Raw genomic sequence first — 24,666 nt, 5'->3', positions numbered from 1 at the left:
GATTCCCCTCGCAGGCCCGCACGCCGACCCCAGAAGCCCCCGGTCACGGTTTGGCATTTCAAGGATCGGGGTCTTGCCAAGGGTTATTCCAATGATTAGTTTAACCGGCACCCAAACCCTCAGGGATCAACACAAATCCTCAGGGTTCAACACGTAGGGAAGGTCAGCGCGATGGCGATGGACAAGGCGCAGGTTTCGCGTCGGGGATTTCTCGGGATGAGTCTGGCCGCGGGTGTCATCACGCTCACCGCGTGCGGTGCGGACAGTGACACCAAGGGCAGTACGTCGGGTAACGCCACCGCCGCCAACCTGGTGATGGCGGTGTGGGGCGGAGACGCCGACAAGACGGCGTACCAGAAGCGGATCGACCTGCTGGTCAAGAAGTTCCCCGAGCTGAAGGTGACGCTGCAGCTGATCCCGGGTGACGGGTACGCGCAGAAGGTCCAGACGATGATTGCCGGCGGCAAGGGCCCCGACATCATGCAGGTGGCCGAGAGCGTCAACGTCTACTCGAGCAAGAACCAGCTCCTGCCGCTGGACGACCTGGCGTCGAAGGCCGGGATCGACCTGGAGAAGCGGTTCGGCTCGATCGGCAAGCTGTACTCGTACCAGGACAAGGTCTACGCGATCCCGGACCGCTCCGGCGCGATGATCGTGTACTACAACAAGACGCTGTTCGACGCCAAGGGCATCAAGGCCCCGAGCGCGGACTGGACCTGGGACGACGCGCTCGGCGCGTTCAAGGAACTGACTGTTCCGGGTAAGCAGTGGGGCTATGCCGGCGGCGGCTGGTGGGCCCAGTGGTGGAGCTTCGTGTACCAGAACGGCGGCAAGATCATCGACGACAGCGGCAAGCCCGCGGTCGCCACCGACGAGGTGATCGAGGCGTTGCAGTGGACCGGCGACCTGGTGTTCAAGCACGGCGTCGTACCGACCAAGAAGCAGTACGCCGACATGGGCGCGGACGTCGGCGGCGACCAGGCGTTCGCCAATGGCAAGGTCGCGGTGAACACCACCGGGTTCTGGGCGATCGGCGGTCTGGCGAAGAGCAAGATCGAGTGGGACATCGCGCCGCTGTGGAAGGGCAAGCAGCAGGCGGTGACCGCGTTCGGCAGCGGCCTGGCAGTCTCCCGGACGGCGAAGAACCCGGATGCCGCCCTCAAGGCGATCGACTTCTTCACCTCGCCGGAGGCGCAGCAGCAGATCATCGCCACCGGCCAGGACGTGCCGGCCAACCTCGAGGTGCAGAAGAGCCAGGCGTTCCTGAAGCCGGCCTGGATGACCAAGCCGGTGAACATGAACGTGTTCGGCGAGTCCAGCGACTTCGTCTACCGGGCGCCCTTCATCCCGGCCTGGAACGAGATGCAGAAGGCGTTCGACGACGGGCTGGCCGACTTCTGGCTGGGCAAGCAGGACGCGCGCACCGCGCTGACCGCGGTCCAGAAGCGACTCGAGTCCATCGTCAAGCCGGCCTGATGTCGAGGTTACGCCGCCGCGAGGCGTTGTGGTTCTACCTGTTCGCGTCGCCGTGGATCATCGGGTTCGTCGTGTTCCTGCTCGGGCCGATGATCGCGTCGATCTACATCTCGCTGACCGACTGGGACTCGTTCACCCCGCCGAAGTTCGTCGGGCTGGAGAACTACACCCGGCTGCTGACCGAGGATCCGGTGTTCTGGAAGGCGTTGTGGAACACGTTCTTCTACGCCGCGATCTCGGTGCCGCTCGGCCTCGGGATCGGCCTGTGGCTGGCGAACCTGCTGAACAAACAGGTTCGCCTCCGCAAGGTTTTCCGGACGCTGATCTACCTGCCGACGCTGGTGCCACTGGTCGCGACGGCGATGATCTTCAAGATGGTGCTGGCCCCGTCCGGCCCGCTGAACGACGTGCTCGGGGTGTTCAGCATCCCGGGCCCGTCGTGGCTGCTGGAATCGATCTGGGTGAAACCGGCGCTGATCCTGCTGTCCGTCTGGGGCGCCGGCGGCGCGACCGTCCTGTTACTCGCGGCCATGAAGGGCATCCCGCGGGAGCTCTACGAAGCGGCCGAGGTGGACGGTGCGGGAGCGTTCCGGCAGTTCTGGAGCATCACCTTCCCGCAGCTGACCCCGATCATCTTCTTCAACCTGATCATGGGGCTGATCGGCGCGTTCCAGGTGTTCTCCCAGGTCTACATCCTGACCAAGGGCGGGCCGGACAACGCCAGCCAGATGATGGTTCCGCTGCTGTTCAACGAGGCGTTCTCCTTCTACCACATGGGTTACGCGTCGGCGCTGTCGTGGCTGTTGTTCGCCGTCATCCTGGTGTTCACGCTGCTCGCCTTCCGCACCGCCCGGCGCTGGGTGTTCTACGAGACCGAGGTGAAGTGATGGCCACCGTCATCTCCGCTGCCGCACCACCGCAGCAGGAGCCACAGCCGGGACCGGAGCGGACCCCGAGCCGCGATCGGGTCATGGGCGTGTTCCGGGCGACGCCGTTCACCTATGCCACGTTGATCATCGTGTCGGCGGTGCTGTGTGTCCCGCTGGTGTTCGTGGTGTCGATCGCGCTGTCCAGCGACCAGACCGTCAACGCGAACACCTTCACGATCCTCCCCCGCGAGTTCCACTGGGACAACTTCACCCGGGTGTTCAGCACCGACCTGCCGATGCAGCGGTTCCTGCTGAACTCGGTGATCATCTCGACTGGCGCGGTGATCGGGCAGATGCTGTCCAGCGGGCTGGTCGGTTACGCGTTCGCACGGTTGCGGGCGCCGGGCAAGAACGCGCTGTTCATCGTCGTACTGGCGACCATGATGATCCCGGCGCAGATCACGATGATCCCGCAGTTCATCCTGTTCAAGGAACTCGGCTGGGTGAACACCTTCCTGCCGCTGATCGTGCCGAACTTCTTCTCCAACGCGTTCAACGTCTTCCTGGTCCGGCAGTTCGTGTCCCGGCTGCCGAGCGAGATCGACGAGGCCGCCATGGTGGACGGCCTCGGCTTCTTCGGCATCTACCGCCGGATCATGCTGCCGATGCTCGCCCCGGTGCTGATCGCGATCGGTATCTTCACCCTGACCGCGACCTGGGGTGATTTCATGGGCCCGTTGATCTACCTCAACGACGAGACCAAGATGCCGCTGGCGCTGGGCGTGCAGTACATCACCAGTACGTCGCAAGCACTGCAGGCGCCACCGTGGAACCTGGTGATGGTCGGGTCGATCCTGCTCACCTTGCCGATGATCCTGGTCTACTACCTGGGACAGCGGTACCTGTACGAGATGGACATCAGCGGCGGGAGTGCGGGGGTCAAGTGACGGTCGAAATGGACGCGCGCGGGATCCGGATCGACGGCGAGCCGCGGGTGCTGCTGTGCGCGTCGCTGTTCTACTTCCGGTTGCCGCCGGAGCAGTGGCGGGCACGGCTCGAGCAGGTCCGCCGGTCCGGTTACACGTGTGTCGACGTGTACCTGCCGTGGAACTTCCACGAGCTCTCCCCCGGCCGCTGGTCGTTCGAGGGCCGTCGTGACGTCGCTGCGTTCCTGGATCTCGCGTTCGAGCTCGGGCTGCACGTCATCGCCCGGCCCGGTCCGTACATCTGCTCGGAGTGGGACGGCGGTGCGCTGCCGGCGTGGCTGGGGCTGGACCCCGCGCTGCGCGTCCGGCAGAACGAGTCGCGGTTCCTCGCTCAGGTGACGGACTGGTTCGACCAGGTGCTGCCGATCCTGGCCGCACGTCAGTACGGCGCCGGTGGCGCCGTCATCATGGTCCAGTTGGAGAACGAGCTCGACTTCTTCGACTGCGAGGACCGGCCCGGATACCTCACCGCTTTGCGTCAACAGGCGCTGAAGCACGGTCTCGGCGTACCGCTGATTGCTTGCTCCGGGCAAGGAGATCTCTTCGGCGCCACCGGCGACGTGGAAGGCGTCGTACCGGCGTGCAACTTCTACCCCGATGACGACTCGCCGTTCATCGAGGAAGAGGTACGGCGGTACGCACGGCTGCTCGCTGATCGCGGGCTGCCGCTGCTGATCACCGAGACGAACCGGCGGCACCGGACGCTGCGGCGCCTGCTGGCCAGTGGCGCGTCGCTGATCGCGCCCTACCTGCAGTCGTCGGGATGGAACTTCGGTTACACCCCGTCGAGCGGGAACTGGGGCCGGCCCGGAAACTTCATGAGCCACGGCTACGACTTCGGTGGATATGTGTCGTCCACAGGAGTGGAGCGACCGGAATTCGCTCAGGCGCAGACGCTGGCCTGGGTGCTGGAGGCGCTCGGACCACGGCTCGCGTCGGCGAAGCTGGGTGAGCCGGTCAAGGTGACCACCGACTTTCCGACCAGCTCGTCGCACTCGGTGCTGGACCTGGAGGGCGGTGGCCGACTGGTCGCCGTACCGAACCTCGGCGCCGAGGACGGACAGGCGATCGTCGCGGGAATCCCGGTCGCGGTGGCGGCGGACTCGTGCCCGCTGATGGTGCTCGACCTGCCGCTCGGCGACACCACGCTCCGGCTGGCATCGGCCGACCTGATGGACACGAAGCAGGGCCTGCTGTTCTGCTCCTCCGTGCCGGTGACTGTGGTCATCGGCAGCACCACGGAGGAGATCCCGGTCGGGTCGTCGCGGATCGTCGAAGGTGTCGTGGTCACCGTCGAGCCGCAACCGGAGACCGACGTTCCCGAGGTCTCCGAGGTCTCCGATGCGGTGACCGTCCGGCGACGTACGTCGGCCGCGCCCTCGACGCCGGCGGGGACTCACGAGCTCCCGCCGACGCTGGAGTCTCTCGGCGTCTACCGCGGGCGCGGAACCTACACGACGACCACCGATCTGACCGGCGACCTGCTGCTCGTGGGCGCCGCGGACATCGTGGACCTGTCGATCGGCGGTCGCGTCCACACGCTGGCGGCCTTCGGTGCGACGGAACGCATCGACGTCCGCGGGCTCACCGGACAGATCCAGGCAACCGTCGAGATCTGGGGCCACGCGAACTTCGACGACACCCGGCTGCCGTCCCTGCGGCTCGGCGCGCTGCGCGGCCTCGGGTCACTGTGGACCGTCATCGAGACGCGCGACATCTCGGCACTCTGGACAGTCCACGGGCACTGGGCCGGCGAGCCGGCCCCGCTGCGGAGCCTGACCGGCTGGAGCAGCACGCGCGTCGGCACGCCGATCACCTACACGCGCCAGCTCCACACGGAAACGCCCGCGGCCCTGCATCTGGAAGGCGTTCGCGAACCCGTCTCCGTGACTGTGGACGACGGCCGGCCACTCACTGTCCACTCCGAGGACCCGTGGGTGATCCTGCCCGCGGGGACCCAGCAGATCTCCGTCACCGTTCCGCACAATCCGAGCGGCGGCGGTCTCCGTGCCGAGCTGCTCATACTGGGCCCGATCCTGGACTGGACCTGCGCCGTACAGGACGACGAACTGCTGACCGCGTTCGCGCTCCGCCGCGAGTCCGGGCCCGAGATCGAGCTCCCGCTGACCCTCGCGCCAGGCGAGGAGGCCTGGCTCGACGTGGAGCTTCCAACGTTGGAGAATGGGGTGCTGGTGCGGCCGGAGGGGACTCAGGTCCGGATCACCGGCTGGGCCGGCGGGGAGTGTCTCGGACGCGTCTGGCTCGGTGACCGGCCGGCGTTCTCGGGCGGCGATCCCGACGTACTGTGGATCCCGCCGGGATGGTCCGGACTGACGCTGCTGGTGCGGGGCGTCGACGGACCGGCCAGGCCGGAGCTTCAGGCAGTACGGATCGAGAACACCTAGGGGATGAACGTGCCGCGGCAGACGTCTCGTGACCTGCGCAACGAGAGCCGGTTCGAGGTGCTGCACGCACTGTTCGCCCTGGGGCCGTCCACCAGGCAGGAGATCTCGCGGCGCACGGGGTTGAGCCCGGCGACCGTCGCCACCCTCGTCACGCAGTTCCTGGCCGAGGGTGTGCTGCGGATCGCGACGGTCGAGCAGAACACGGTCGGCCGCCCGTACGAGCGGCTGACGATCGACCCCGACCGCGGCCGCATCCTCGGCATCGACGTGGCCGAGACGTACGTCGACGCCACGGTGTACGACGTCACTCTCCAGCCGCTCGCACAGCATCAGGTCGCGCTCGACGAGCACGAGAGCGGACCGGCGTACGTCGTCGACGGCATCGTCCGGGCCGTCGACGCGGCGGTCGGGGCGGACGGCATCAAGCGCGACCAGATCATCGGCGCCGGCGTGAGCATGCCCGGCCAGGTCCGGCCGGACGCCGGGGTTTCGGTCTTCGCACCGAACTGGGACTGGCACGACGTCACGATCGAGGCGTTGCTCGCGGAACGCCTCGGCCTGCCGGTGTACGTCGACAACCCGCTGAAGGCCGTCGCGCTGTCGGAACTGTGGTTCGGCGTCGGCCGGGTGACCAAGAGCATGGCGGTGGTCAATCTCGGCACCGGGGTCGGCGCCGGCATCGTGATCGACAGGTCCCTGCTCCGCGGGGAGGCGAACAACGCGGGCGAGTGGGGCCACACCTTGCTCCAGCTGGACGGCCGGCGCTGCCGGTGCGGCCGGCTCGGCTGCGTCGAGGCGTACCTGGGCGTGCAGGGACTGCAGACCACACTGTCGGAGATCGACCAGGATCATGCCGCGCTGCGGGAGCCGCAGCAGCGCGGGTTCGTGGATGCCGTCGCCGACGGGCTGGCGCGTGGTGACAGTGCGCTGGACGAGCTTGCCCGCCGTACCTCTCACTACCTGGCGGCGTCGCTCGGCGACCTGGTGAATTTGCTGAACATCGCGCACATCACGCTGACCGGGTGGACCACAGCGGCCTTGGGCGACTGGCTGATCCCCGCGGTCCGCGCAGAGCTGCCGGATCACGTCCTGCCGGGGTCCCTGCCCAACCTCACCGTCGAGGCGTCCCGCGTTCCCGGCAATCCGGTCGCGCTCGGCATGGCCGCGTTCAGCCTCGAACGGTTCCTGGGCACTCTGGGCCTGGCCAGCCCCGCCAGCATCCCGTCCCCTGGCCGCCGCCTCCGCTCACCCGTCTAGTTTTGCGGCTTACAGCCGGGCGCGGACGTGCAGGCCGGCCTCGGGGTCGACCAAGAGCTCTTGGGTCGCGGTCACGGTCGGCTGGTCCTCAGCGACGATCTCCAGTACGGCGCTGGGGTCGACGTTGCGCTTGATCAGGGCGAGGGCGATCGGGCCGAGCTCGTGGTGGCGGGCCGCGGAGCCGATGACGCCGACCTGCTTGTCCCCCACGCGGACGGCGTACCCGTGCGCCGGCAGGTGGTCGACGGAGCCGTCGAGCAGCAGGCGGACGATGCGGCGCGGCGGGCGGCCGAGGTTGTGGACCCGCGCGACGGTCTCCTGGCCGCGGTAGCAGCCCTTCTCCAGATGTACGCCGACACCGAGCCATCCGAGCTCGTTCGGGATCGCGCGCTCGTCCGTGTCGAGCCCGAACCGCGGCGCGCCCGCCTCGATCCGGAGCGCCTCGTACGCCCAGATCCCGGCCGCGGCGCCCTCCAGCCCAGCCAGCTCGGCGCGCGGCAGGAACACCTCGTGCCCACCCAGCGAGTCATCACCGCTACGGGTCAGATGCTCGCCTTCGGGAGCGCCCGGCCGCCAGATGATCGCGTAGTCGTCGGTCACGTCCGCGATCTCGACGCGGGACATGAACACCATCTTCTGCAGCCACTCCACCAACGCGGCGGCCGCGCCCGGCTCGGTGTGCAGCCAGAACGTCTCGCCGTCGTCGACGCCGTACATCACGTGCTCGACGTGCCCGGTCGGAGACAGCAGCAGCGCGGTCGTCGACGTACCGGGTTTGAGGCCTTCGAAGTACTGCGTCGTCAGTGCGTGCAGCCAGGTCAGTCGGTCCGGGCCGGTGATCGTGACCACGTCGCGGTGCGACAGATCGACGAACGCCTCACCCGCGACCAGGGCCCGTTGCTCGCGCAGGTCCGAGCCATAGTGCGCCGCGACGCCGGCGTCGAGTCCGTCGGCCTCGACCGCGCCGGGCCGGTCCAGCAGGGGGCTGCGCATACGTGACATGTCACCAGAGTACGTCGGTCGGCGTACGGCGAACGCCTCCCCTCGTGGGATGTGGACAGACCCCATCGGCCGCGAGGCTGGAGTCATCCAACGACGGAGGGAGCAGGGCGATGAACGCGAGGCAGTTCCGGTTCGGTGTGGCGGGAAGTCCGACGACCGGTGAGGAGTGGGTGAAGACGGTTCGGCAGGCGGCGGATCTCGGTTTCCAGACCGTGCTGATGCCGGACGGACTGCAGCTCCCGGCGCCGTTCTCCTCGCTGGCGATGGCGGCCGCGGTCGCCGACATCCGGGTCGGCACCTTCGTCGCCGCCGCGCCGTTGCGGACGCCGCGACAGACCGCCTGGGAGGCGCACACCCTGACCGTGCTCACCGACGGGCGGTTCGAGTTCGGCATCGGCACCGGCCGTCCGGTCGCGGAGCAGCAGACGGCCGAGGTCGGTCTGCGATGGGGAACGGCGCGGGAGCGGCGCGAGCAGGTCATCGAGACCCTCGACCTGCTGCGCGAGCTCGACGGCGACCGCCGTACGCCGATCATGCTGGCCGCCGGCGGGCCGAAGGCGCTCGCGCTCGCGGCCGAGCGGGCCGACATCGTCTCGCTGGCCAAGGACGCGACCACTCCTCGCGCGGAGGTTGCGGCCGTCGCGCGCGAGTTGCGTGAGTTGGCCGGCTCCCGCGCCGACGACATCGAGCTCGCGATGAACCTGCTCGCCGCCGGCACCCGCCCGCTGCCGCCCTGGACCAAGCGCGCCTCCGGCGTCGACCCCGACGAGCTCGAGGCGATGGACTCGTTGATGCTGCTCCGCGGCACTCCGCAGGAGATGGCCGACGAACTCCTGCGCCGCCGCGACCAGATCGGCGCCAGCTACATCAGCGTCAATTCGGGCTACCTGGAGGACTTCGCACGGGTCATCGAACTGCTGGACGGCAAGTAGTAAGGCCCTGCCCGCCGACTTTGAGCACCGATCAACCAAAAATCCGGTCCGGAAATGGTTGATGGGTGCTCAAAGAAGCCGGCCAGTGATTGATCGGGGCACAAAGAACAGCGCGCTGCCCGCCGGTCTGTGGCCGGCAGGCAGTGCGTGGGGGTGGAGGGGCGGGTCAGGCGTCAGCTGAGCGGGACTCCACCGCGGCCGGGACGTCGCCGGCGTGGGTGTCGCCGGCGGCGAAGGCGACCTCGTCGAACGGGTCGTTGCCGGCGAACACCTGCTCGGCCTGGTTCTTGTCGAACTCGCCGACCCAGTGGCCGACCAGGACGGTCGCGACCGCGTTGCCGGCGAAGTTCGTCAGCGCACGGGCCTCGGACATGAACCGGTCGATGCCGACGATCAGACCGACGCCGTCGAGCAGTTCCGGCCGGTGCGACTGCAGACCGCCGGCCAGCGTCGCCAGGCCCGCACCGGTGACACCGGCGGCACCCTTCGACGCGACGATCATGAACAGCAGCAGGGAGATCTGCTGGCCGAGGGAGAACGGCTGGTCCATCGCCTCCGCGATGAACAGCGACGCCATCGTCAGGTAGATCGCCGTACCGTCGAGGTTGAACGAGTAGCCGGTCGGAACGGTGATACCGACAACGGACTTGTCGACGCCGAGGTGTTCCATCTTCCCGATCAGCCGCGGCAGCGCCGATTCCGACGACGACGTGGACACGATCAGCAGGAACTCGCGGCCCAGGTAGCGCAGCAACTGGAAGATCGAGATCCCGGTGACCACTCGCAGGATGGTGCCGAGGACGACCACCACGAAGATCAGACAGGTGATGTAGAACGCCAGCATGATCTTGCCCAGGCTGACCAGGGCATCCGTGCCGGTCGCGCCGACGACGTTGGCGATCGCGCCGAAGGCACCGATCGGCGCCGCCCACATGATCATCGACAGCACCTTGAACACCAGCCGCTGCAGATGGGTGATGCCGTCCAGGACCGGCTGGCCCTTGGAGCCCATCGCCTGCAGCGCGAAGCCGACCAGCAGCGCCACGAACACCGTTTGCAGCACCTGGCCCTCGGTCAGCGAGGAGACGATCGTCTTCGGGATGATGCCGAGCAGGAAGTCCGACGTACTGGCGTGCGCGCCGGCCGCTTGCTTCTGGCCCGACTCACGCAGCTTTTCGGTCAGGTTCAGTCCGGAGCCCGGGTGGACGAGGTTGCCGACCACCAGCCCGATACCGAGAGCGACCGTCGACATCACCAGGAAGTAGACGAGCGCGAGACCGCCGACCCTGCCGACACGGGCGGCCTGACGGACCGATCCGATGCCGAGCACCAGCGTGCAGAAGATGATCGGGCTGATCATCATCTTGATCAGGTTGACGAATCCGACGCCGAGCGGTTTCAGCTCGACGGCGAAGTCCGGGAACAGCAGACCGACACCGATGCCGAGTGCGACGGCGACGATGACGGCGATGTAGAGGAAATGGGTCCGGTCGTTGCGGACCGGAGTCGGACGAGGTTCGGTCGGGCTCGACATTGGTGGGACTCCCTTATCGGCCTGGCGGAGGGGTTGTGGGTAACTGTGACGTGACGCACAGGAGAAGTGCGCATTTCGTTCATATCGTTCGCAGTGCGAGTCAGGGGCGGATTGGGGGCAAACTGTCCGCATGCGACACCGTCCGTGGGAGCTGCGCCGCCAGGTTCTCTGGCTGCAGAGCGTCACGGTCGCGGTCCTGATCGCGATGGTCTGGATCGTGATGGTCAGCCGGTCCCGCGCCCAGGCGCTCCGGGACGCGGCGGCCACCGGCCTGGCCGCACCGAGCTGGTGGGAGCTGGCCCGGCTCGACCTGCGCTCGATGCTAGGGATCGCGAGCCTGATGCTCGGGGTCGCGATCGCGGGTAACGCGCTCGTCACCTGGCGCGTCCGTCGCGCGACGCGCGGCATGGGCACGCAGTCGCTGGCGCGGATGCTCGACTTCTACGAAGGCGTCCTGCACGCGGCCCGCGAAGGGCTGATCCTGCTGGACCTCGACGGCCGGGTCCAGCTCGCGAACGACGAGGCGCTGCAGCTCCTCGGGTTGCGCGAAGTTGCACCCGGTACGCCGTTGGAGGAGCTCCCTCTCGGTGCAGCTCTGGCCGAGTTGCTAGGGACCGGGCGGACGGCGTACGACGAGCTGCACCTCGGCGCGCAAGGAGTCGTCGTCGTGAACCAGCAGCCGTCCGGGCGCGGGCGGATCGTCACGCTGCGGGACCACACCCAGTTGCAGCGGCTGCTCGGCGAGCTGGACGCCGTACGGAGTTTGGCGGAATCGCTGCAGGCACAGAATCATGAGGCGTCGAATCGGCTGCACACCGTGGTCAGCCTGATCGAGATCGGGAAACCGGAACGGGCGCGGGAGTTCGCGGTGTCGGAGCTGCAGTTCGCACAGGCGATGACGGATCGGGTCGTCGGCACGGTCGGCGATCCGGTGCTGGCCTCGCTGTTGCTGGCGAAGCTGTCGCAGGCGCAGGAGCGCGGCGTCGTACTGACCCTCGACCTCGGGCACGAAGCGCTGAACACCCGGCTGCCGGCGCAGGACGTGGTGACCGTGGTCGGGAACCTGCTGGACAACGCGATCGAGGCGGCGCGGGGCGGTCCGGCGCCGCGGAAGGTCGAGTTCCGGGCGGCGACGACCGCGGACGCAGTGGACCTGATCGTGACGAACACGGGTGCCGAGTTGGGGTCGGTGGAGTTGGCGCACATGTTCGAGCGTGGGTGGACGACGAAGGCGGAGCCGGGACACGGACTGGGGCTCGTGCTGGTGCGGAGCACGGTCGAGCGGTGGCAGGGTTCACTGATGGTCGATCCGGATTCCGAGCTGGACGAAGTACCCGCACTGACCGTGCGGGTCCGGTTGCCGCGGGCGGTGGGCGCGAGTGCCTGACCTACGCGTACTCGTCGTCGAGGACGATCCGGTCGCAGCGGAAGCACATCGCACGTACGTCGAACGCCTGCCCGGCTTCACCTGCGTGGGAGTCTCCGGTACGGCGGGGCGCGCACTGCAGGTGCTTGCGCGGGGCAACGTCGACGTCGTACTGCTCGACATGCACCTGCCGGACGGGCACGGGCTGGACGTCGTACGGCGGATGCGGGCCCTTGGCAATCAAACGGACGTGGTCGCGGTGACGTCGGCGCGCGAGGTCGCGGCGGTGCAGGCGGCCGCACGGATCGGGGTCGTTCAGTACGTGCTGAAGCCGTTCGCGTTCGAGACCTTGCGGGACCGGCTGTCGGCGTACGCACGCCAACGCCGCGCTGCCGAGGCCGGCCAGGTCGTCGCGGATCAGGACGAGGTGGACCGGCTGTTGCATCCAGCAACGACCTCGTCGGTACCGAAGGGTCTCGCGGGAGGTGTGCTCGACCGCGTCGTACAGCTCCTCGCCGATCGCGAGGGCTGGACCGCGGAGGAGGTGGCGACGTCGCTCGGCACCTCGCGGATCACCGCCCGCAGGTACCTGGAACACCTCGCCGATCAAGGGCAGGCGCTCCGTACGCAGCGCTACGACGGCCGCAGCGGCCGCCCGAAAGTCGAGTACTCCTGGGTGTCGGAGAGTTAGGACCGGACGAGGGTCGCCCAGAGGTGGGGCTGCAGGGCCTGGCCTTCGGCGGCCATGTCGTAGGCCCACAGGAGCTCGCCGTTGACGAGACCGTAGAGGCGGTGGCCGGCGGTGACTTCCTTGGCCGTGACGGTGCGCGCCACCACATCGGTCTGCAGCTCGATCTTCGCGCCGTCGATGTCGCCGTACCAGATCTCGGCGATGCCTGTCGGGTGCGCGAGGATGACCTCGACCTTGTTGTCCGGCTGCGGACGCCAGAACCCGGTCTCGACGGCGAGCGGACGCTCCTTGGTGCCGTCCTCGCCGACCACGAAGGTCTGGCTGACGTAGTGCAGGTACGGCTTGCCGTTGTGGGTGAAGTCGATCTGCTGCCCGAACTCGAACTTCTCGATGGTCGGGTAGTCACCGTGCCCCCGGCCCTCCCAGCGACCGAGCAGCCACGCGAGCGGGATCAGATCGGGGTGCAGGTCCTGCGGGATCTCGAACGCCATGGGGTCACTCAGTTCGCACTACGGCCGCGATACAGCCGGTAGACGACGAATGCCGAGAACCAGCCCATGAACACACAGACCAGGACCAGCAGCGTGGTGAAGACGACGTGCAGCACGTTGGTCAGTCTAGAGGATGGGTACGGCGGTTTCGGCTACGGTGGCGTGATGTCCCGCACGCTGGTGATCAAACTGACCGCAGGCGCCGAGGAGCCCGAGCGCGCCAACCAGGCCTTCACCGTCGCCGCCACCGCGGTCGCGACCGGTGCCACGGTCTCCCTGTGGCTGACCGGTGAGGCCGTTTGGTTCGCCGTCCCCGGGCGCGCGGAAGCCTTCGAACTCCCGCACGCTGCGCCCCTCGCCGACCTGCTCACCGCAGTCCTCGAAGGCGGTCAACTCACCGTCTGCACCCAGTGCGCCAAGCGCCGCGACCTCACCGACTCCGACCTCCGCCCCGGCACCCGCATCGCCGGCGCCCCCGCCTTCACCGAAGAAATCCTCACGGACAACACCCAAGCAATCGTCTACTGACAGCACGGTCCGCGGACGCCGATAGCCCGCGGACCTTGCTGTTGTTGTAGCTGGGTCATCGGAAGTCGCGGCCGCCGTCGCCGCCTCGGCCGTCGTTGCCTCGGCCGCCGCGGTCGCGGTCCTGGCCGCGTTGCGCGGCTGGAGTGCCGGGGCGGTCGTTGGTTGCGAGAGCCGCGTTCTTGGGGTCGACCTTGCTGAGCGGCTCCTGGTCTCCTCGAGTGTGGTGGAACTGCGCCTGCTCGTGTGGCGGGAGATCCTTGCCGGGACCGCGCTGCTGCTTGTCCCCCTGGGTCTCTCGTGCCTCGGCGATCGCCGGGTCCTCGGCTGCCCGCTCCGGCGGACGCCACTGCGTGCCCTGCGCCTGGCTGGTCGATGGGCCCTCGGTGGCGGGGGACGCTTGGTTCTGGTCCGCGAACTGGACTCCGTTCTGTCCGACGGTGAAGGTCTGCCCCTCGACCCGGTCGAGGTTGACCGCCTCCGCCGACTGGGATCCGCCCTGCTCCTGGCCTTCTACATCCGGGGCGGACTGCTCCTGTCCCTGCTGCCCGCCGTTGATGGTCACACTCGGACCGTTCTCGCCGGTCTGGTAGACGGTCCCGTCCCACTCCTGGTCGGAGTCCAGCTCAATGTGCGAACCGTCCCGCTCGGTGTCCCACTCGACCACCCGCTCGTTGGTCGCGCCGGGCGAGCTCTGTTCGGCTGACTGATCGACGTCGGTCTCCTCCGCAGCAGGCTCGGTCTGGCGCACGTTGTCCGCCTCGGCCGACGGATCGTCCACCGCGTTGTCCGCATCGACCGTCGACTCGTCGAGCGCGTTGTCCGCGTCGGCTGCCGGCTCGTTGAGCTCGTTGTCCGCGTCGAGGGTGGGGGCCGTCTGCTGGCCGGCCTGCTCGAGGTCGTTCTGCTGGAACCGTTCGTCGTTGCCGAGCGCCCCCTCCTCCGCCACGTGCGGATCGACGCCCTCCTGCTCCGCAGCAGGCTCCGTCTGACGCACGTTGTCCGCCTCGGCCGACGGATCGTCCACCGCGTTGTCCGCATCGACCGTCGACTCGTCGAGCGCGTTGTCCGCGTCGACCGTCGACTGCCTGTCCGCCTCGAGGTCCTCCTGCCGGTCACCAGCGTTCTGTTCGTCGGCGAGTTCCGAGGCCCCGGCCACCGCGCCGGCTGCCGCCCCAGCGGTGACCGGGTCGACTCCGTCCGCGCGATCCTGTTGGCTCTCCCGTTCTTCCCGCTTACGGCGCTCGTCGTCCTCGCGTGCGCGTTCGTCCTCGCGGCGCTCGACCGAGTCGTCGACGCCGTCGCCGTCGCGGTCGTTCGCGTTGTCGAGCTCCTCGGCGGCCTCGTCCCGCCGCTCGGTCGCGTCGTCGCGGTGGTCGCGATCGAGATCGGTCCGGTTCTCGACCCGATCGTCGATCCCGTCCCGGTCGCGGTCGTTGTTCAGGTCCTGGTCGCGGTCCCGGTTCTGCTGCTGCAGGCGGTCGACGTCGCCGCGCAGGTTCTCGTTCTGCGACTCGAGATCGCGGACCTGTTCCTCCGCCCGCGCGGCCTCGCGCTCCAACCGGGCGGTGCGATCACGGGGATCTTCGTTCGACCGAGGGTCGGGGCCCCAGCGGTCCCGGATGACTCCCGTCTCGATCCCCACCCGGCGTCGCTGCCGCGACGTCAGGCGGTTCCAGACGTTCTGCCCGAAGTCCTTGTAGCGCTTGAACTCCCTGACCAGAATGCGCAGGAGGTCTTCCGCTTCAAGTTGATCCTCAGCCATCAGGCCACCTCGTTGGCATAGACGGAATATCCGAAACCGGCCGCGGTGTCCTCCGGCCCCGGCTGGGACGCGTACAGGTGGAACTCGGCTCCGGGCCGCAGCCAGACCGCCAAGTGCCGGCGGCGGCCGCGCCACTCCGGCGGAATGCGTAGGTCGTCGCCGGGCCCGACGTACACCGGCGGACCCCAGTAGCGACGGGCGATCTCGAGCTGGCCGGGCCAGTGCGCGTCGAGGCCTTCCTCGGCCTGCGGCAGCTCCGACGAACCGATCTCGTACGCCGACCAGCCGCTCCGCGGCGACTCCGGCAGTACGGCGTCCGGCAGCACGAGCATCACCGTCTCGCGCTGGGTGACCAGGCCCCAGGTGTACCGATCAGGATCGATGGTCCCCGGCGCCCAGGGACGCCAGCCGGTGGCATCGGTGACGCGGTTGACCAGGGCACGGATCGCGTCCATGCCGGTGGCCGGCGGCCCCCAGATCGGTCGCCAGTCGACGACCTCGGCCAGATCGGCCATCGCCCGCTCGTCATCGTCGAACGACCGCTCCTGCGTCTTCACTCCGCCACTCCTTCCATCAAGTTTGCCCAGAGTATGCCCCGACCGGTGCCACCAACTCCGGTACAGACGCAGACCTGTGGATAACTGGTTCCGGGTACGCCGTTCGCGAGCAGTAACCGCCGTACGCCGTCCACACGTCTCCGGCTGGGTTGTAGTAGAAACATGAAGCTCCCGGCACCTCCGACGGAGAAGTCGTTCCCGTCGCCGCTGCACCACCCGCGGGTGGCGACGGTCATCGGCCGCTGGCTCGCGGTCGCTGTGACGATCTGCTTCCTGACCGGTCTCTACAGCCACTTCGCCCAGGACACCCCGAGCTGGCTGCCGATCCCCAGCCGTCCGGCCTCGCTGTACCGCGTGACTCAGGGACTGCACGTGCTGAGCGGGACCGTCGCGGTTCCGTTGCTGCTGGCGAAGTTGTGGACGGTCTACCCGAAGCTGTTCGCGAAGCCGCCGTGGCCGCCGAGCCGAAAGGCGCTCGCGACGATGCTGGAGCGGGCGTCGATCCTGGTGCTGGTTTCGGCGATGGCACTCGAGTTGTTCATCGGCTTCATCAACACCCTGCAGTGGTACCCGTGGCCGTTCCCGTTCCGGCAGACCCACTACGCGCTGGCGTGGATCATCGTCGGCGCCCTGCTGGTCCACCTCGCCGTCAAGCTCCCGTTGATCCGCGCGAACTGGCGGCGTACGGCCGAGAAGGTGCCTGACTCATTGCCGCCGGCAATCACCGGGCTCACCCGGCGCGGGCTGTTCCGGACGGTGGCCGGCGCCGCGACCCTCGTCGGCATCACGTCGGTCGGGCAGTCGGTCCCGGCGTTCGGTCCGGTCGCCGTCCTGGCGCCGCGGAAGCCGAACATCGGACCCCAAGGCCTGCCGGTGAACCGTACGGCGGAAGCCGCCGGCGTCACCGGAATCGACGAGAACTGGCGCTTCATGATCACGGGACCGCAGCAGCTCTCCTACGCGCTGGACGAACTACGGGCGCTGCCGCAGAGCCGCTCCGAGCTGCCGATCGCCTGCGTCGAGGGCTGGAGCCAAGGCGCCCGCTGGGAGGGCATCCGGATCCGGGACCTGCTCGAACTGTCCGGAGCCCCGGCGCATTCGAGAGTGCGGGTCGTCTCGATGGAGAAGGGCGGGTTCTACGCGACGAGCGAGCTGCCACCGGATTTCGCCGCTGATCCGCTGACACTGCTCGCGCTCCGGCTGAACGGCGGTGAGCTTGCGCTCGACCACGGGTTCCCTGCGCGAGTCATCGCGCCCAATCGGCCCGGGGTCCTGCAGAGCAAGTGGGTGCATCGACTGGAGGTCATCTCGTGAAGACCCGGATCGGTTTGGCCGTCGCCGGTGTCGGTGTCGGACTGTGGGGACTCTGGCTGCTGCTCAGCGCCCTGGAGCTACCAGCGCTGATCCGACTGCCGATCTGGCTGGGCGGGGCCGTCGTGGCCGACGACTTCTTCCTGGTGCCGCTGACCGTCGGCGTCGGCTGGCTCTTCGTTCGATGGTCGGCCGGGCCCGATCGGCACCGAACGGTCGGCGCGGTGCGGACGACCTTGCTGTACGTCGGGATCACCAGCCTGATCGCCGTGCCGCTACTACTGCGGCAGGGCAAAGGTACGAACTCGACCGTGCTCGCCCGCGACTACCTCCGCGACTGGCTATTGCTGGAGGCAACGATCATCGTGACCGGGATCGCCGGCTACTTCTTCACCTTGAGAAGGTCGCGGGCCTCGTCCGGGGACATCGGCGGGCGCTGAGCGAGGGTCGCCAGGGCGGCGGCGCGTTCGACCAGTTCGGCGTTGTGCGTGACCGGGTGCCCCTTCGCCAGCGTCAGCGTGTCCTCCATGCCGACGCGGAGGTTGCCGCCCTTCGACAGTGCGGCCAGCGCGACGGTCAACGACGTACGGCCGATGCCGGTGGCGGACCAGGATGTGACGGCGTCGGGGAGCGCGTTGACGGCGGCGACGAGTGCGTCCGCCGTACCGGGCATGCCGCCGGGGACGCCCATCACCAGGTCGCAGTGCACGCGTCCGCCGTACGGCAGGCCGTACTTGTCGAGGAGCCGGTGCAGTGCGGCGACGTGGCCGAGGTCGAACAGCTCGAACTCGGGAACGACCTCGCGCTCCTGCGTGAGCTGGAACAGCTGCGTGACGAACGGCCACGGGTTCATGAACACGTCGTCGCCGAAGTTGACCGTGCCCATGGTCAGCGAGCAGGAGTCGGGTACGGCGTCCAGCACGCGGAGGCGATCCTCGTACGGATCGGTGACGGCACCGCCCGTCGAGAGCTGCACGATCAGCGCGGTGTTCTCCCGGACCGCCGCGACGGTCTCGGTCAGCCGGCCGAGGTCCAGCGTGGGCTTGTGCTCACCGTCGCGAATGTGGATGTGGATCATCGCCGCCCCCGCGGCCTCGCAGCGCTTCGCCGTCTCGACCAGCTCGTCGAGCGTGGTCGGCAACGCCTGACAGTCCGCCTTCGCGGTCTCGGCACCGGTGGGAGCAACAGTGATCAGAGTCGACGCCATGGACGAATCCTGCCAGATCGCATCTCGAAACGGATATTTGCCGGTCGGAGGGTCCGATGACCGGACGATCTCCCGCACGAGAAGATGTGGTCATGAGAGCCGTAGTACAGCGAGTCAGCCGGGCGTCGGTCACGGTGGACGGCGAGGTGGTCGGGGCGATCGACGGGCCCGGGCTGGTGGTCCTGCTCGGCGTCACCCACGACGACACCCCCGAGAAGGCCGCCGCGCTGGCCGCGAAGATCTGGACCCTCCGCATCCTCCACGACGAACGCTCCGCCGCCGACGAACAGGCCCCGATCCTCGCCATCAGCCAGTTCACCCTGTACGCCGACACCCGCAAGGGCCGCCGCCCCTCCTGGAACGCCGCCGCCCCCGGCCCGGTCTCCGAGCCCCTCTACAACTCTTTCTGCACCGCCCTCGAGTCCCTGGGCGCCAAGGTCGAACGCGGCGTCTTCGGAGCCCACATGGACGTTGCCCTCACCAACGACGGACCCGTGACCCTGATCCTCGACGCATAAAAGAACCGGCCCCCGGATCCGTGCGGGATCCGGGGGCCGGGGGTTCTGGGTCGGTGAGGTTCGACTCAGAGCGTGTCTGCTGAGATCAGCTGACGACGCCGGCGGCCGAGTGAGCGACGACAACCTTGGTGTTCAGGCTGTAGACGTCGACAACCAGCGCGTTGACCTCGATGTAGCGCTTCTGGCGCATGACCTGGTTGAAGGTCAGGCGAGCAACACCCGGGATGTCCAGGGTCTTGTTCTCGCCGGTCGGGACGGCGTAGCTCTTGCCGCCGACCCTGATGGAGGCGATCGTCGAGGACGAGCTGACGCCGGCCTTGCCGTCCTTGGTCTTCCACGCGGAGGCCGAGGACTCGATGGCGCCGATCGACAGGCTGCCGACCTTCACGCCCGCGACGTGCGAGGTGAAGTTGATGTAGGACTTGCCCTCGCCGATGGCGCCGTTCTTGGTGGTGTAGACACCGCCGACGTAGGCGACCTTCGGGATGTTCAGCTCGCCGACCGCGACCCGGACCGTCTTGCCCTCAGTGCCCTGGCAGGTGGTCTGAAGGGACGTGGCGTCGGAGACGACCAGCTTGTCGGCCCAGGCCTTGGTGCCGTACGCCGAACCGATGACCAGTGCGGTCGCCGGCTTCGAGATCTCCGCGCGGGTCTTCAGCACCGCGACGTCGACGCCCTGCGGGATGTACTGGTTCTTCACCGTCGCGTGCAGCACGACCGCCTGCGCGTACGAGTACATGCCGGACGCGGTCTTCACGCCGCCGACACGGTTCAGAACAATGTAGCCCAGGCCCGGTACGGCGACCTTGGTGTTCGGCTTCGGGTTCAGCAGCGACGGCACCGTGACCGCGCCGATCCGCACGCCCGCGAAGGTGGTGCTGCCGGTGTAGGACAGCTGGCCCTTCGAGTACTTCGACGTGGTGGTGGTCTTCACGCCGGTCAGCGTGAGCAGGTTGCCGACGCGGATGTCGGCGGCCACCGCGTTGCTGGTGACGCCGGTGCCGCTGGCGTTGTTGAAGCTGTGCGTGTCGGTCTTCACCGAGCGCGCGATCGCCTGCCCGTTCACGTTCGCCGTGGCGATGTCGTTCTTGTCAGCCTTGTTGGCGTCCGTGGTGCAACCGAACTTGCTGATCACCTGCGGGCCACTGTTCGCCAGCCCGGATTGAACGTCGGTCCCGTACGCGTAGCCGCTGTAGCCGAAAACCGGCGAGGCGGACGCGGAACCCGACGTCAGCGCAATCGTAGAAGCCACGCCGACTACCGCCGCAACTCCGACGGCGGCGAGCTTCTTGTATCCGATGCGGGGTCGCATTGACCCCTCCTCCCTGAGTGATGACGTGACCCGAAGTGCGGGTCAGGACACAGACACAACTCAGCCGACTGCGGTAGGTGACGAGACGACCGCGCTCCGAGACCAAACCGTTACATCGTCGCTCGTTCCACGAGATTTCCCGGTCCCACCCGTAACCCGGCCGCGATGACCCGGAAATCCTTGACCGGCAGGCGATCCGGGCATGCCGAAGGGCCCGGACGCGCAAGGTCCGGGCCCTTCGGTGCTTACTTCAGGGTGGGCCACCGTCGGGTGGGGGTGGCACCATCAGTAACGATCGACTGCTCAGACAGTGACGGCCACTTCCGCGACCTCGCCGTACTGCGCGACCACCTGACGGTCGACCGGGTCGGCCTTCGGGGCCAGCGTCCGCAGCGTCCAGCTGCCCGGCGCCGCGAAGAACCGGAAGTGCCCGGTCGCCGAGGTCGGCACCTCGGCCGTGAACTCACCAGTGGAATCCAGCAGCCGCACGTACGCGCCGCCGACCGGCTCCTCGCCACGCAGCACCTGGCCCTGGATCACGGCCTCCTTGTCGACGTCCACGCCCTTGAGGTCGAGTCCGCCCTGCTTCGCTCCGCACATGTCAGGCCTCCCCGGGCTCGTCGCCGAGAGCAACGGGTACGCCGACCAGCGAACCCCACTCGGTCCAGGAACCGTCATAGTTCTTCACGTTCTCCTGGCCGAGGATCTCGTGCAGCACGAACCAGGTGTGCGCCGAGCGCTCACCGATCCGGCAGTACGCGATCGTGTCCTTGCCGAAGTCGACGCCGGCGTCGGCGTACAGCTGCTTGAGCTCGTCGTCGGCGCGGAAGGTGCCGTCGTCGTTGGCCGCCTTGCTCCACGGGATGTTCGCCGCGGTCGGGATGTGGCCCGCGCGCTGCGCCTGCTCCTGCGGGAGGTGCGCCGGCGCGAGCAGCCGGCCGGCGTACTCGTCCGGGCTCCGCACATCGACGAGGTTCTTCACGCCGATGGCCTCGTTGACCTCGTCGCGGAAGGCGCGGATGGTCAGGTCCGGGTCCTTCGCCTTGTACTCCGTGGCTTCGCGCTTCACGACCTCGTCGGTCAGCTCGCGGCTGTCCAGCTCCCAGCGCTTGCGGCCGCCGTCGAGCAGCTTCACGTCACCGTGGCCGTAGAGCTTGAAGTACCAGTACGCGTACGCCGCGAACCAGTTGTTGTTGCCGCCGTACAGCACGACCGTGTCCTCGTTCTTGACGCCGCGATCGGACAGCAGCGCCTGGAACTGGTCCTTGTTGACGAAGTCCCGCCGGACCGGGTCCTGCAGGTCGTCCTTCCAGTCCAGCTTGATCGCTCCGGCGATGTGGCCGGCGTCGTACGCCGAGACGTCTTCGTCGACCTCGATCAGGACGACACCGGCGTCGTTCTTGTGTTCCTCGACCCAGTCGGCCGAGACGAGCGCGGATTCCCTGCTCATGTGTGCTGCCTCTCAGTTGGTAGCGGTGGTTGGCGTACGAATGCGGTGGATCAGCAGATAGGCCTCGCAGCCGAGGCAGAGCCCGACGGCCGCGTTCACGAACGCGGCGACCAGGGCGAATCCGGTGGCGACCACTCCCAGGACGGTCACGCCGGTCAGGTACCCGACCAGACCGACGACCGCGAAGACGAGGCCGACCAACTGGGCGAACCGCGGCGGGGCCGCGTCCTCCAGCTCCTTCGGCGGGCCCAGCCGGGGCCGGACCAGCCGCTTGAACAGCAACCCGTACGGCGACGCGCTCACGCCGAACGCGACCGAGATCGCGAACACCACGGCTTGCACCGCGAGCGGCCAGGGGTTGTTCAGTACGAGCGTCAGCGCCAGGACGACCGTGGTCACGCCGGCCGCGAACCGGAGACCGCGCGGATCGACCTGTTGTGCCGTCTGTTGTTCGGACATGACGACTCCCGGTGAAGGAGGATGTCGAGCCGGAACCCGCCCGGGTCTGCGGGAGGCGACGTACGCGGAACCGTGCTCAGCGACCGGTTCCGCAGCGCTCGGGACGCCGCCTGGTCAGCGGCGACGACACAGCGAAGAGCGGACGCGGCAGTTGTCCACTGCCCGTCGCTTCGTCAGCCATGTCGTGTAAACCACGCAACGAGACTACGGAACCTCGGCGGGCACACCACCCGTGGTCCCATCACGTGAGACAACTGATCAAACTGTGGACGCGTGCCGTGGATTCAGACGCGGACCACGTTCGTCGCGGCGATCTTGTCGTGCAGCGCTTGCTTCTTGTCGTCCCACAGCGGCCAGAGGTAGTTGAGCAGCAGCGCGAGGGAGGCGAAGAGGCCGACAACCGGGATCGAGCCCGCCATGGTCAGCACCAGGAGGAGCGCAGATCGCTTCGCGGCGGCCCCGCGCGGCGGCTTGCCCGGCGCATCCCGCAGCCGGACCGCGATCCCCGTCGCCATCTTGCCGGGAGTGCGGCCCTTCGCGACCAGGAACAGGTACTCGTAGACGAACATGACCAGAGCCCCGAGCAGGGACGCCGGGATGGCCCACTTGAACACCTCGGGCGGCACGGAGACCGGAGTCGAGCTACCGGCACGAGCGGCGTCCAGCACGTCCTCCACCCAGGCGTTCATCACCTTGCTGGACTGGTAGTAGAAGTAGCCGGTCAGCGGCAAGGCGATGAACCAGGCGAGGATCGAGTCGATGATGCGCGCGAACACACGGCGCCACCAACCGGACAGCATCTGACCGTCCGGGGTGGTGCCGGAACCCTGGGCCTGGTAGCCAAAGCCCTGGCTGCTCTGCGGGTACGCCGGGTAGCCGCCCTGTTGCGGGGCCTGCTGGCCGAACTGCGACGGTGACTGACCCGGCGACTGGGCCGATCCGCCGCCGTACACCTGTCCGTGCTCCGCGGCCTGCCCGTACTTCGGGAAGTCCTGCGTCTTCGGCTGGCCGAACTGCCCCTGGAACGGGGGTGGGCCCTCCTGCGGGCGACGCTGATCCGTCCAGGCGTTGCCGTCCCAGTACCGCTGCTGGGTCGGGTCCTCAGGGTCGTCGTACCAACCTGCTACTTGGGAGCTCACCGGGAGAGTCTTGCCTAAGTCCCGGTTCATTGGCCATCCGGTGACACGTACCGGACGTTGTCAGCTCGGCTGGCGGTCGATCGCGACGGCCAGCGCGGCAATCACGTCCGGCTTCCGCGGTGCTCCGCTGGCGCGCTTCACGACGGCTCCGGTGCTGTCGAGCACCAGCGTCGTCGGCGTACGCAGGATGTCGAGCCGGCGTACCAGCTCCAGGTGGGACTCGGCGTCCAACTCCACGTGACGTACGCCGTCGACCATGCACTCGACCTCGGCGAGCGTCCGCCGCGTGACGCGGCACGGCGCACAGAACGCCGACGAGAACTGCAGCAGCGTCGCCCGCTCGCCCAGCTCCCCACCCAAGTCCGCGGCCGTCACGCGCTCCACGTCGTCCTCACTCTTCCCGCGAAACCGCCCGTCGACCCAGGCCTTGAGCACACTGAGCCCCACGCCGGCCACTACCGCCGCGACGAGTACCCACAGGCCCAGGCTCACAGCTACCCACGGTACGTCGCGCCGTTCACGGTTCAACCGCCCGTTTCACGTGCTGAGAAGCACCTGCGGATCCACAGCGAGGCGGTGGACCGAACGCCCGGTCGGCCAAGGCAGGCAGTCGTCACCGTCGCCCGGGTACCGCGGGACCACGTGCAGGTGGAGGTGGTCGACACTGCGGCCGGAGCCGGGCCCACTGGCGTTCAGCACGCACACACCGGTCGCTCCGAGCCTGGCCACCATCTTCTGCGCGATGCGCTGAGCCAGGTCCATCACCAGAGTCAGGTCGCCCGGCTGCGCGTCCAGGAGACCTGCGGTGGTGTGACGCCGCGGCACAACCAGGGTGTGCCCCGGGGAGATCTCCTCGCCGGGCAGCGGGAGGAACGCGACCGCTGCGTCCTCTTTGGCGATCCAGCGGGCCGAGTCGGCAGAGATCAGGCCGCAGAAGACACAGGCATCCATCTGGTGATTGTGCTCCGGTCTAATGGAGCTGTGGAGAGTGGAGTGACTGTGCGGGCGGGGGTGGTGATTCCCGAGGCGGAGTTGGCGTGGCGGTTCTCACGGTCGAGCGGACCGGGCGGGCAGTCCGTGAACACCACGGACAGCCGGGTCGAGCTGAGCTTCGACGTGGCGGGTACGTCGGCGTTGAGCGACGTACTGAAGACCCGAGCGCTTGAGCGGCTCCAGTCGCGGCTGGTCGACGGGGTGGTGACGATCGCCGCGTCGGAGTACAAGTCGCAGTGGCGCAACCGCGAGGCCGCCCGGGAACGGCTGGCCGTGCTGATCCGGGAGGCGATCGCTCCGCCACCCCGGAAGCGGCGGCCGACCAAGCCGAGCAAGGGGTCCGTACGGCGCCGGCTCGACAACAAGAAGCGCCGCGGCGAGACCAAGCGGCTCCGCGGACGGCCGGACGACTGACTCGGCC

At 68.2% G+C, this 24,666-nt stretch carries 26 protein-coding genes; 13 read left to right on the top strand and 13 right to left on the bottom strand.

Annotated features, from left to right (window positions below; genetic code table 11):
* Positions 1-171 precede the first annotated feature (171 nt).
* The 5 genes from EV137_RS22335 to EV137_RS22315 are packed head-to-tail and all read left to right on the top strand — an operon-like array spanning position 172 to position 6,993.
* Positions 172-1,476 (top strand): ABC transporter substrate-binding protein, encoded by a 1,305-nt coding sequence (locus EV137_RS22335; RefSeq protein WP_134130595.1) that lies wholly within the window; start codon positions 172-174, stop codon positions 1,474-1,476.
* On the top strand, positions 1,476-2,363 hold the full coding sequence (locus EV137_RS22330) for a carbohydrate ABC transporter permease (protein WP_133787217.1): 888 nt from the start codon (positions 1,476-1,478) through the stop codon (positions 2,361-2,363). The genes EV137_RS22335 and EV137_RS22330 overlap by 1 nt, the downstream gene beginning before the upstream one ends.
* The gene (locus tag EV137_RS22325) at positions 2,363-3,292 is read left to right on the top strand and encodes a carbohydrate ABC transporter permease (protein ID WP_134003269.1); all 930 of its coding nucleotides are present in this window, start codon (positions 2,363-2,365) and stop codon (positions 3,290-3,292) included. Before EV137_RS22330 ends, EV137_RS22325 begins: the two co-directional genes overlap by 1 nt.
* Complete coding sequence (locus EV137_RS22320; RefSeq protein WP_238175488.1) at positions 3,289-5,736, top strand: beta-galactosidase; 2,448 nt, start codon at positions 3,289-3,291, stop codon at positions 5,734-5,736. The genes EV137_RS22325 and EV137_RS22320 overlap by 4 nt, the downstream gene beginning before the upstream one ends.
* A 3-nt stretch (positions 5,737-5,739) precedes the next feature.
* Entirely contained in the window at positions 5,740-6,993 is a 1,254-nt protein-coding gene (locus tag EV137_RS22315; RefSeq protein ID WP_134130594.1) for an ROK family transcriptional regulator, read from the top strand.
* A 9-nt stretch (positions 6,994-7,002) separates the two neighbouring features.
* Here the strand turns inward: EV137_RS22315 and ygfZ are convergent, their stop codons facing one another.
* Complete coding sequence (gene ygfZ, locus EV137_RS22310; RefSeq protein WP_134130593.1) at positions 7,003-7,995, bottom strand: CAF17-like 4Fe-4S cluster assembly/insertion protein YgfZ; 993 nt, start codon at positions 7,993-7,995, stop codon at positions 7,003-7,005.
* A 110-nt stretch (positions 7,996-8,105) separates the two neighbouring features.
* Between ygfZ and EV137_RS22305 the strand changes: the two genes are divergently transcribed.
* Positions 8,106-8,927 carry an LLM class flavin-dependent oxidoreductase gene (locus EV137_RS22305; protein WP_134130592.1) on the top strand — a complete coding sequence of 274 codons (822 nt, stop codon included), beginning with the start codon at positions 8,106-8,108 and terminating at the stop codon, positions 8,925-8,927.
* Between the two features lie 166 nt (positions 8,928-9,093).
* On the opposite strand, the gene EV137_RS22300 is transcribed toward EV137_RS22305, so the two are convergent.
* A complete protein-coding gene (locus EV137_RS22300; RefSeq protein WP_134130591.1) occupies positions 9,094-10,461 on the bottom strand; it encodes a cation:dicarboxylate symporter family transporter in 1,368 nt (455 codons plus the stop codon).
* A gap of 130 nt (positions 10,462-10,591) precedes the next feature.
* Between EV137_RS22300 and EV137_RS22295 the strand changes: the two genes are divergently transcribed.
* Entirely contained in the window at positions 10,592-11,848 is a 1,257-nt protein-coding gene (locus EV137_RS22295) for a sensor histidine kinase (RefSeq protein ID WP_134003260.1), read from the top strand.
* Positions 11,841-12,518 (top strand): response regulator, encoded by a 678-nt coding sequence (locus EV137_RS22290; RefSeq protein WP_134003258.1) that lies wholly within the window; start codon positions 11,841-11,843, stop codon positions 12,516-12,518. The genes EV137_RS22295 and EV137_RS22290 overlap by 8 nt, the downstream gene beginning before the upstream one ends.
* On the opposite strand, the gene EV137_RS22285 is transcribed toward EV137_RS22290, so the two are convergent.
* The gene (locus EV137_RS22285; protein ID WP_133787209.1) at positions 12,515-13,009 is read right to left on the bottom strand and encodes a heme-binding beta-barrel domain-containing protein; all 495 of its coding nucleotides are present in this window, start codon (positions 13,007-13,009) and stop codon (positions 12,515-12,517) included. The genes EV137_RS22290 and EV137_RS22285 overlap by 4 nt on opposite strands.
* Positions 13,010-13,174: 165 nt before the next feature.
* On the opposite strand from EV137_RS22285, the gene EV137_RS22280 reads away from it, so the two are divergent.
* Positions 13,175-13,537 carry a DsrE family protein gene (locus EV137_RS22280; RefSeq protein ID WP_134130590.1) on the top strand — a complete coding sequence of 121 codons (363 nt, stop codon included), beginning with the start codon at positions 13,175-13,177 and terminating at the stop codon, positions 13,535-13,537.
* A 55-nt stretch (positions 13,538-13,592) separates the two neighbouring features.
* Here the strand turns inward: EV137_RS22280 and EV137_RS22275 are convergent, their stop codons facing one another.
* Both EV137_RS22275 and EV137_RS22270 read right to left on the bottom strand, forming a co-directional pair.
* Positions 13,593-15,299, bottom strand: a complete 1,707-nt coding sequence (locus EV137_RS22275) for a hypothetical protein (protein ID WP_134130589.1) — start codon at positions 15,297-15,299, stop codon at positions 13,593-13,595.
* The gene (locus EV137_RS22270; RefSeq protein WP_238175487.1) at positions 15,299-15,856 is read right to left on the bottom strand and encodes a hypothetical protein; all 558 of its coding nucleotides are present in this window, start codon (positions 15,854-15,856) and stop codon (positions 15,299-15,301) included. The genes EV137_RS22275 and EV137_RS22270 overlap by 1 nt, the downstream gene beginning before the upstream one ends.
* Positions 15,857-16,018: 162 nt before the next feature.
* On the opposite strand from EV137_RS22270, the gene EV137_RS22265 reads away from it, so the two are divergent.
* Together EV137_RS22265 and EV137_RS22260 are read left to right on the top strand one after the other, a co-directional pair.
* A complete protein-coding gene (locus EV137_RS22265) occupies positions 16,019-17,170 on the top strand; it encodes a molybdopterin-dependent oxidoreductase (RefSeq protein ID WP_134130588.1) in 1,152 nt (383 codons plus the stop codon).
* Positions 17,167-17,607, top strand: a complete 441-nt coding sequence (locus EV137_RS22260) for a hypothetical protein (protein ID WP_134130587.1) — start codon at positions 17,167-17,169, stop codon at positions 17,605-17,607. Before EV137_RS22265 ends, EV137_RS22260 begins: the two co-directional genes overlap by 4 nt.
* On the opposite strand, the gene EV137_RS22255 is transcribed toward EV137_RS22260, so the two are convergent.
* A complete protein-coding gene (locus tag EV137_RS22255) occupies positions 17,550-18,374 on the bottom strand; it encodes a beta-keto acid cleavage family enzyme (RefSeq protein WP_134130586.1) in 825 nt (274 codons plus the stop codon). The two genes, EV137_RS22260 and EV137_RS22255, sit on opposite strands and share 58 nt — an antisense overlap.
* Before the next feature lie 92 nt (positions 18,375-18,466).
* On the opposite strand from EV137_RS22255, the gene dtd reads away from it, so the two are divergent.
* Positions 18,467-18,892, top strand: a complete 426-nt coding sequence (gene dtd, locus EV137_RS22250) for a D-aminoacyl-tRNA deacylase (protein WP_134130585.1) — start codon at positions 18,467-18,469, stop codon at positions 18,890-18,892.
* An 85-nt stretch (positions 18,893-18,977) separates the two neighbouring features.
* On the opposite strand, the gene EV137_RS22245 is transcribed toward dtd, so the two are convergent.
* The 7 genes from EV137_RS22245 to EV137_RS22215 form a co-directional block, all read right to left on the bottom strand.
* On the bottom strand, positions 18,978-20,204 hold the full coding sequence (locus EV137_RS22245) for a choice-of-anchor P domain-containing protein (protein ID WP_134130584.1): 1,227 nt from the start codon (positions 20,202-20,204) through the stop codon (positions 18,978-18,980).
* Positions 20,205-20,507: 303 nt separating this feature from the next.
* A complete protein-coding gene (locus tag EV137_RS22240) occupies positions 20,508-20,804 on the bottom strand; it encodes a DUF1416 domain-containing protein (protein ID WP_131294190.1) in 297 nt (98 codons plus the stop codon).
* Position 20,805: 1 nt separating this feature from the next.
* Positions 20,806-21,654, bottom strand: a complete 849-nt coding sequence (locus tag EV137_RS22235; RefSeq protein ID WP_133787201.1) for a sulfurtransferase — start codon at positions 21,652-21,654, stop codon at positions 20,806-20,808.
* 12 nt (positions 21,655-21,666) lie between these two features.
* The gene (locus EV137_RS22230; RefSeq protein ID WP_134130583.1) at positions 21,667-22,113 is read right to left on the bottom strand and encodes a DUF4395 domain-containing protein; all 447 of its coding nucleotides are present in this window, start codon (positions 22,111-22,113) and stop codon (positions 21,667-21,669) included.
* A 284-nt stretch (positions 22,114-22,397) separates the two neighbouring features.
* The gene (locus EV137_RS22225) at positions 22,398-23,252 is read right to left on the bottom strand and encodes an RDD family protein (protein ID WP_166679970.1); all 855 of its coding nucleotides are present in this window, start codon (positions 23,250-23,252) and stop codon (positions 22,398-22,400) included.
* A gap of 60 nt (positions 23,253-23,312) precedes the next feature.
* Positions 23,313-23,744, bottom strand: coding sequence for a TlpA family protein disulfide reductase (locus tag EV137_RS22220; protein WP_134130581.1), 432 nt, complete (start codon positions 23,742-23,744; stop codon positions 23,313-23,315).
* 45 nt (positions 23,745-23,789) lie between these two features.
* Complete coding sequence (locus EV137_RS22215; protein WP_134130580.1) at positions 23,790-24,203, bottom strand: HIT family protein; 414 nt, start codon at positions 24,201-24,203, stop codon at positions 23,790-23,792.
* A 42-nt stretch (positions 24,204-24,245) separates the two neighbouring features.
* On the opposite strand from EV137_RS22215, the gene arfB reads away from it, so the two are divergent.
* A complete protein-coding gene (gene arfB, locus EV137_RS22210) occupies positions 24,246-24,659 on the top strand; it encodes an alternative ribosome rescue aminoacyl-tRNA hydrolase ArfB (RefSeq protein WP_238157124.1) in 414 nt (137 codons plus the stop codon).
* The last annotated feature ends 7 nt before the right edge of the window (positions 24,660-24,666 follow it).

Source organism: Kribbella pratensis, from assembly GCF_004366075.1.
In the GTDB taxonomy this organism is placed as follows: Bacteria; Actinomycetota; Actinomycetes; order Propionibacteriales; family Kribbellaceae; genus Kribbella; species Kribbella pratensis.
Note: the sequence above shows the minus strand (reverse complement) of the source record. Positions and strands in the feature narration are given on the sequence as shown.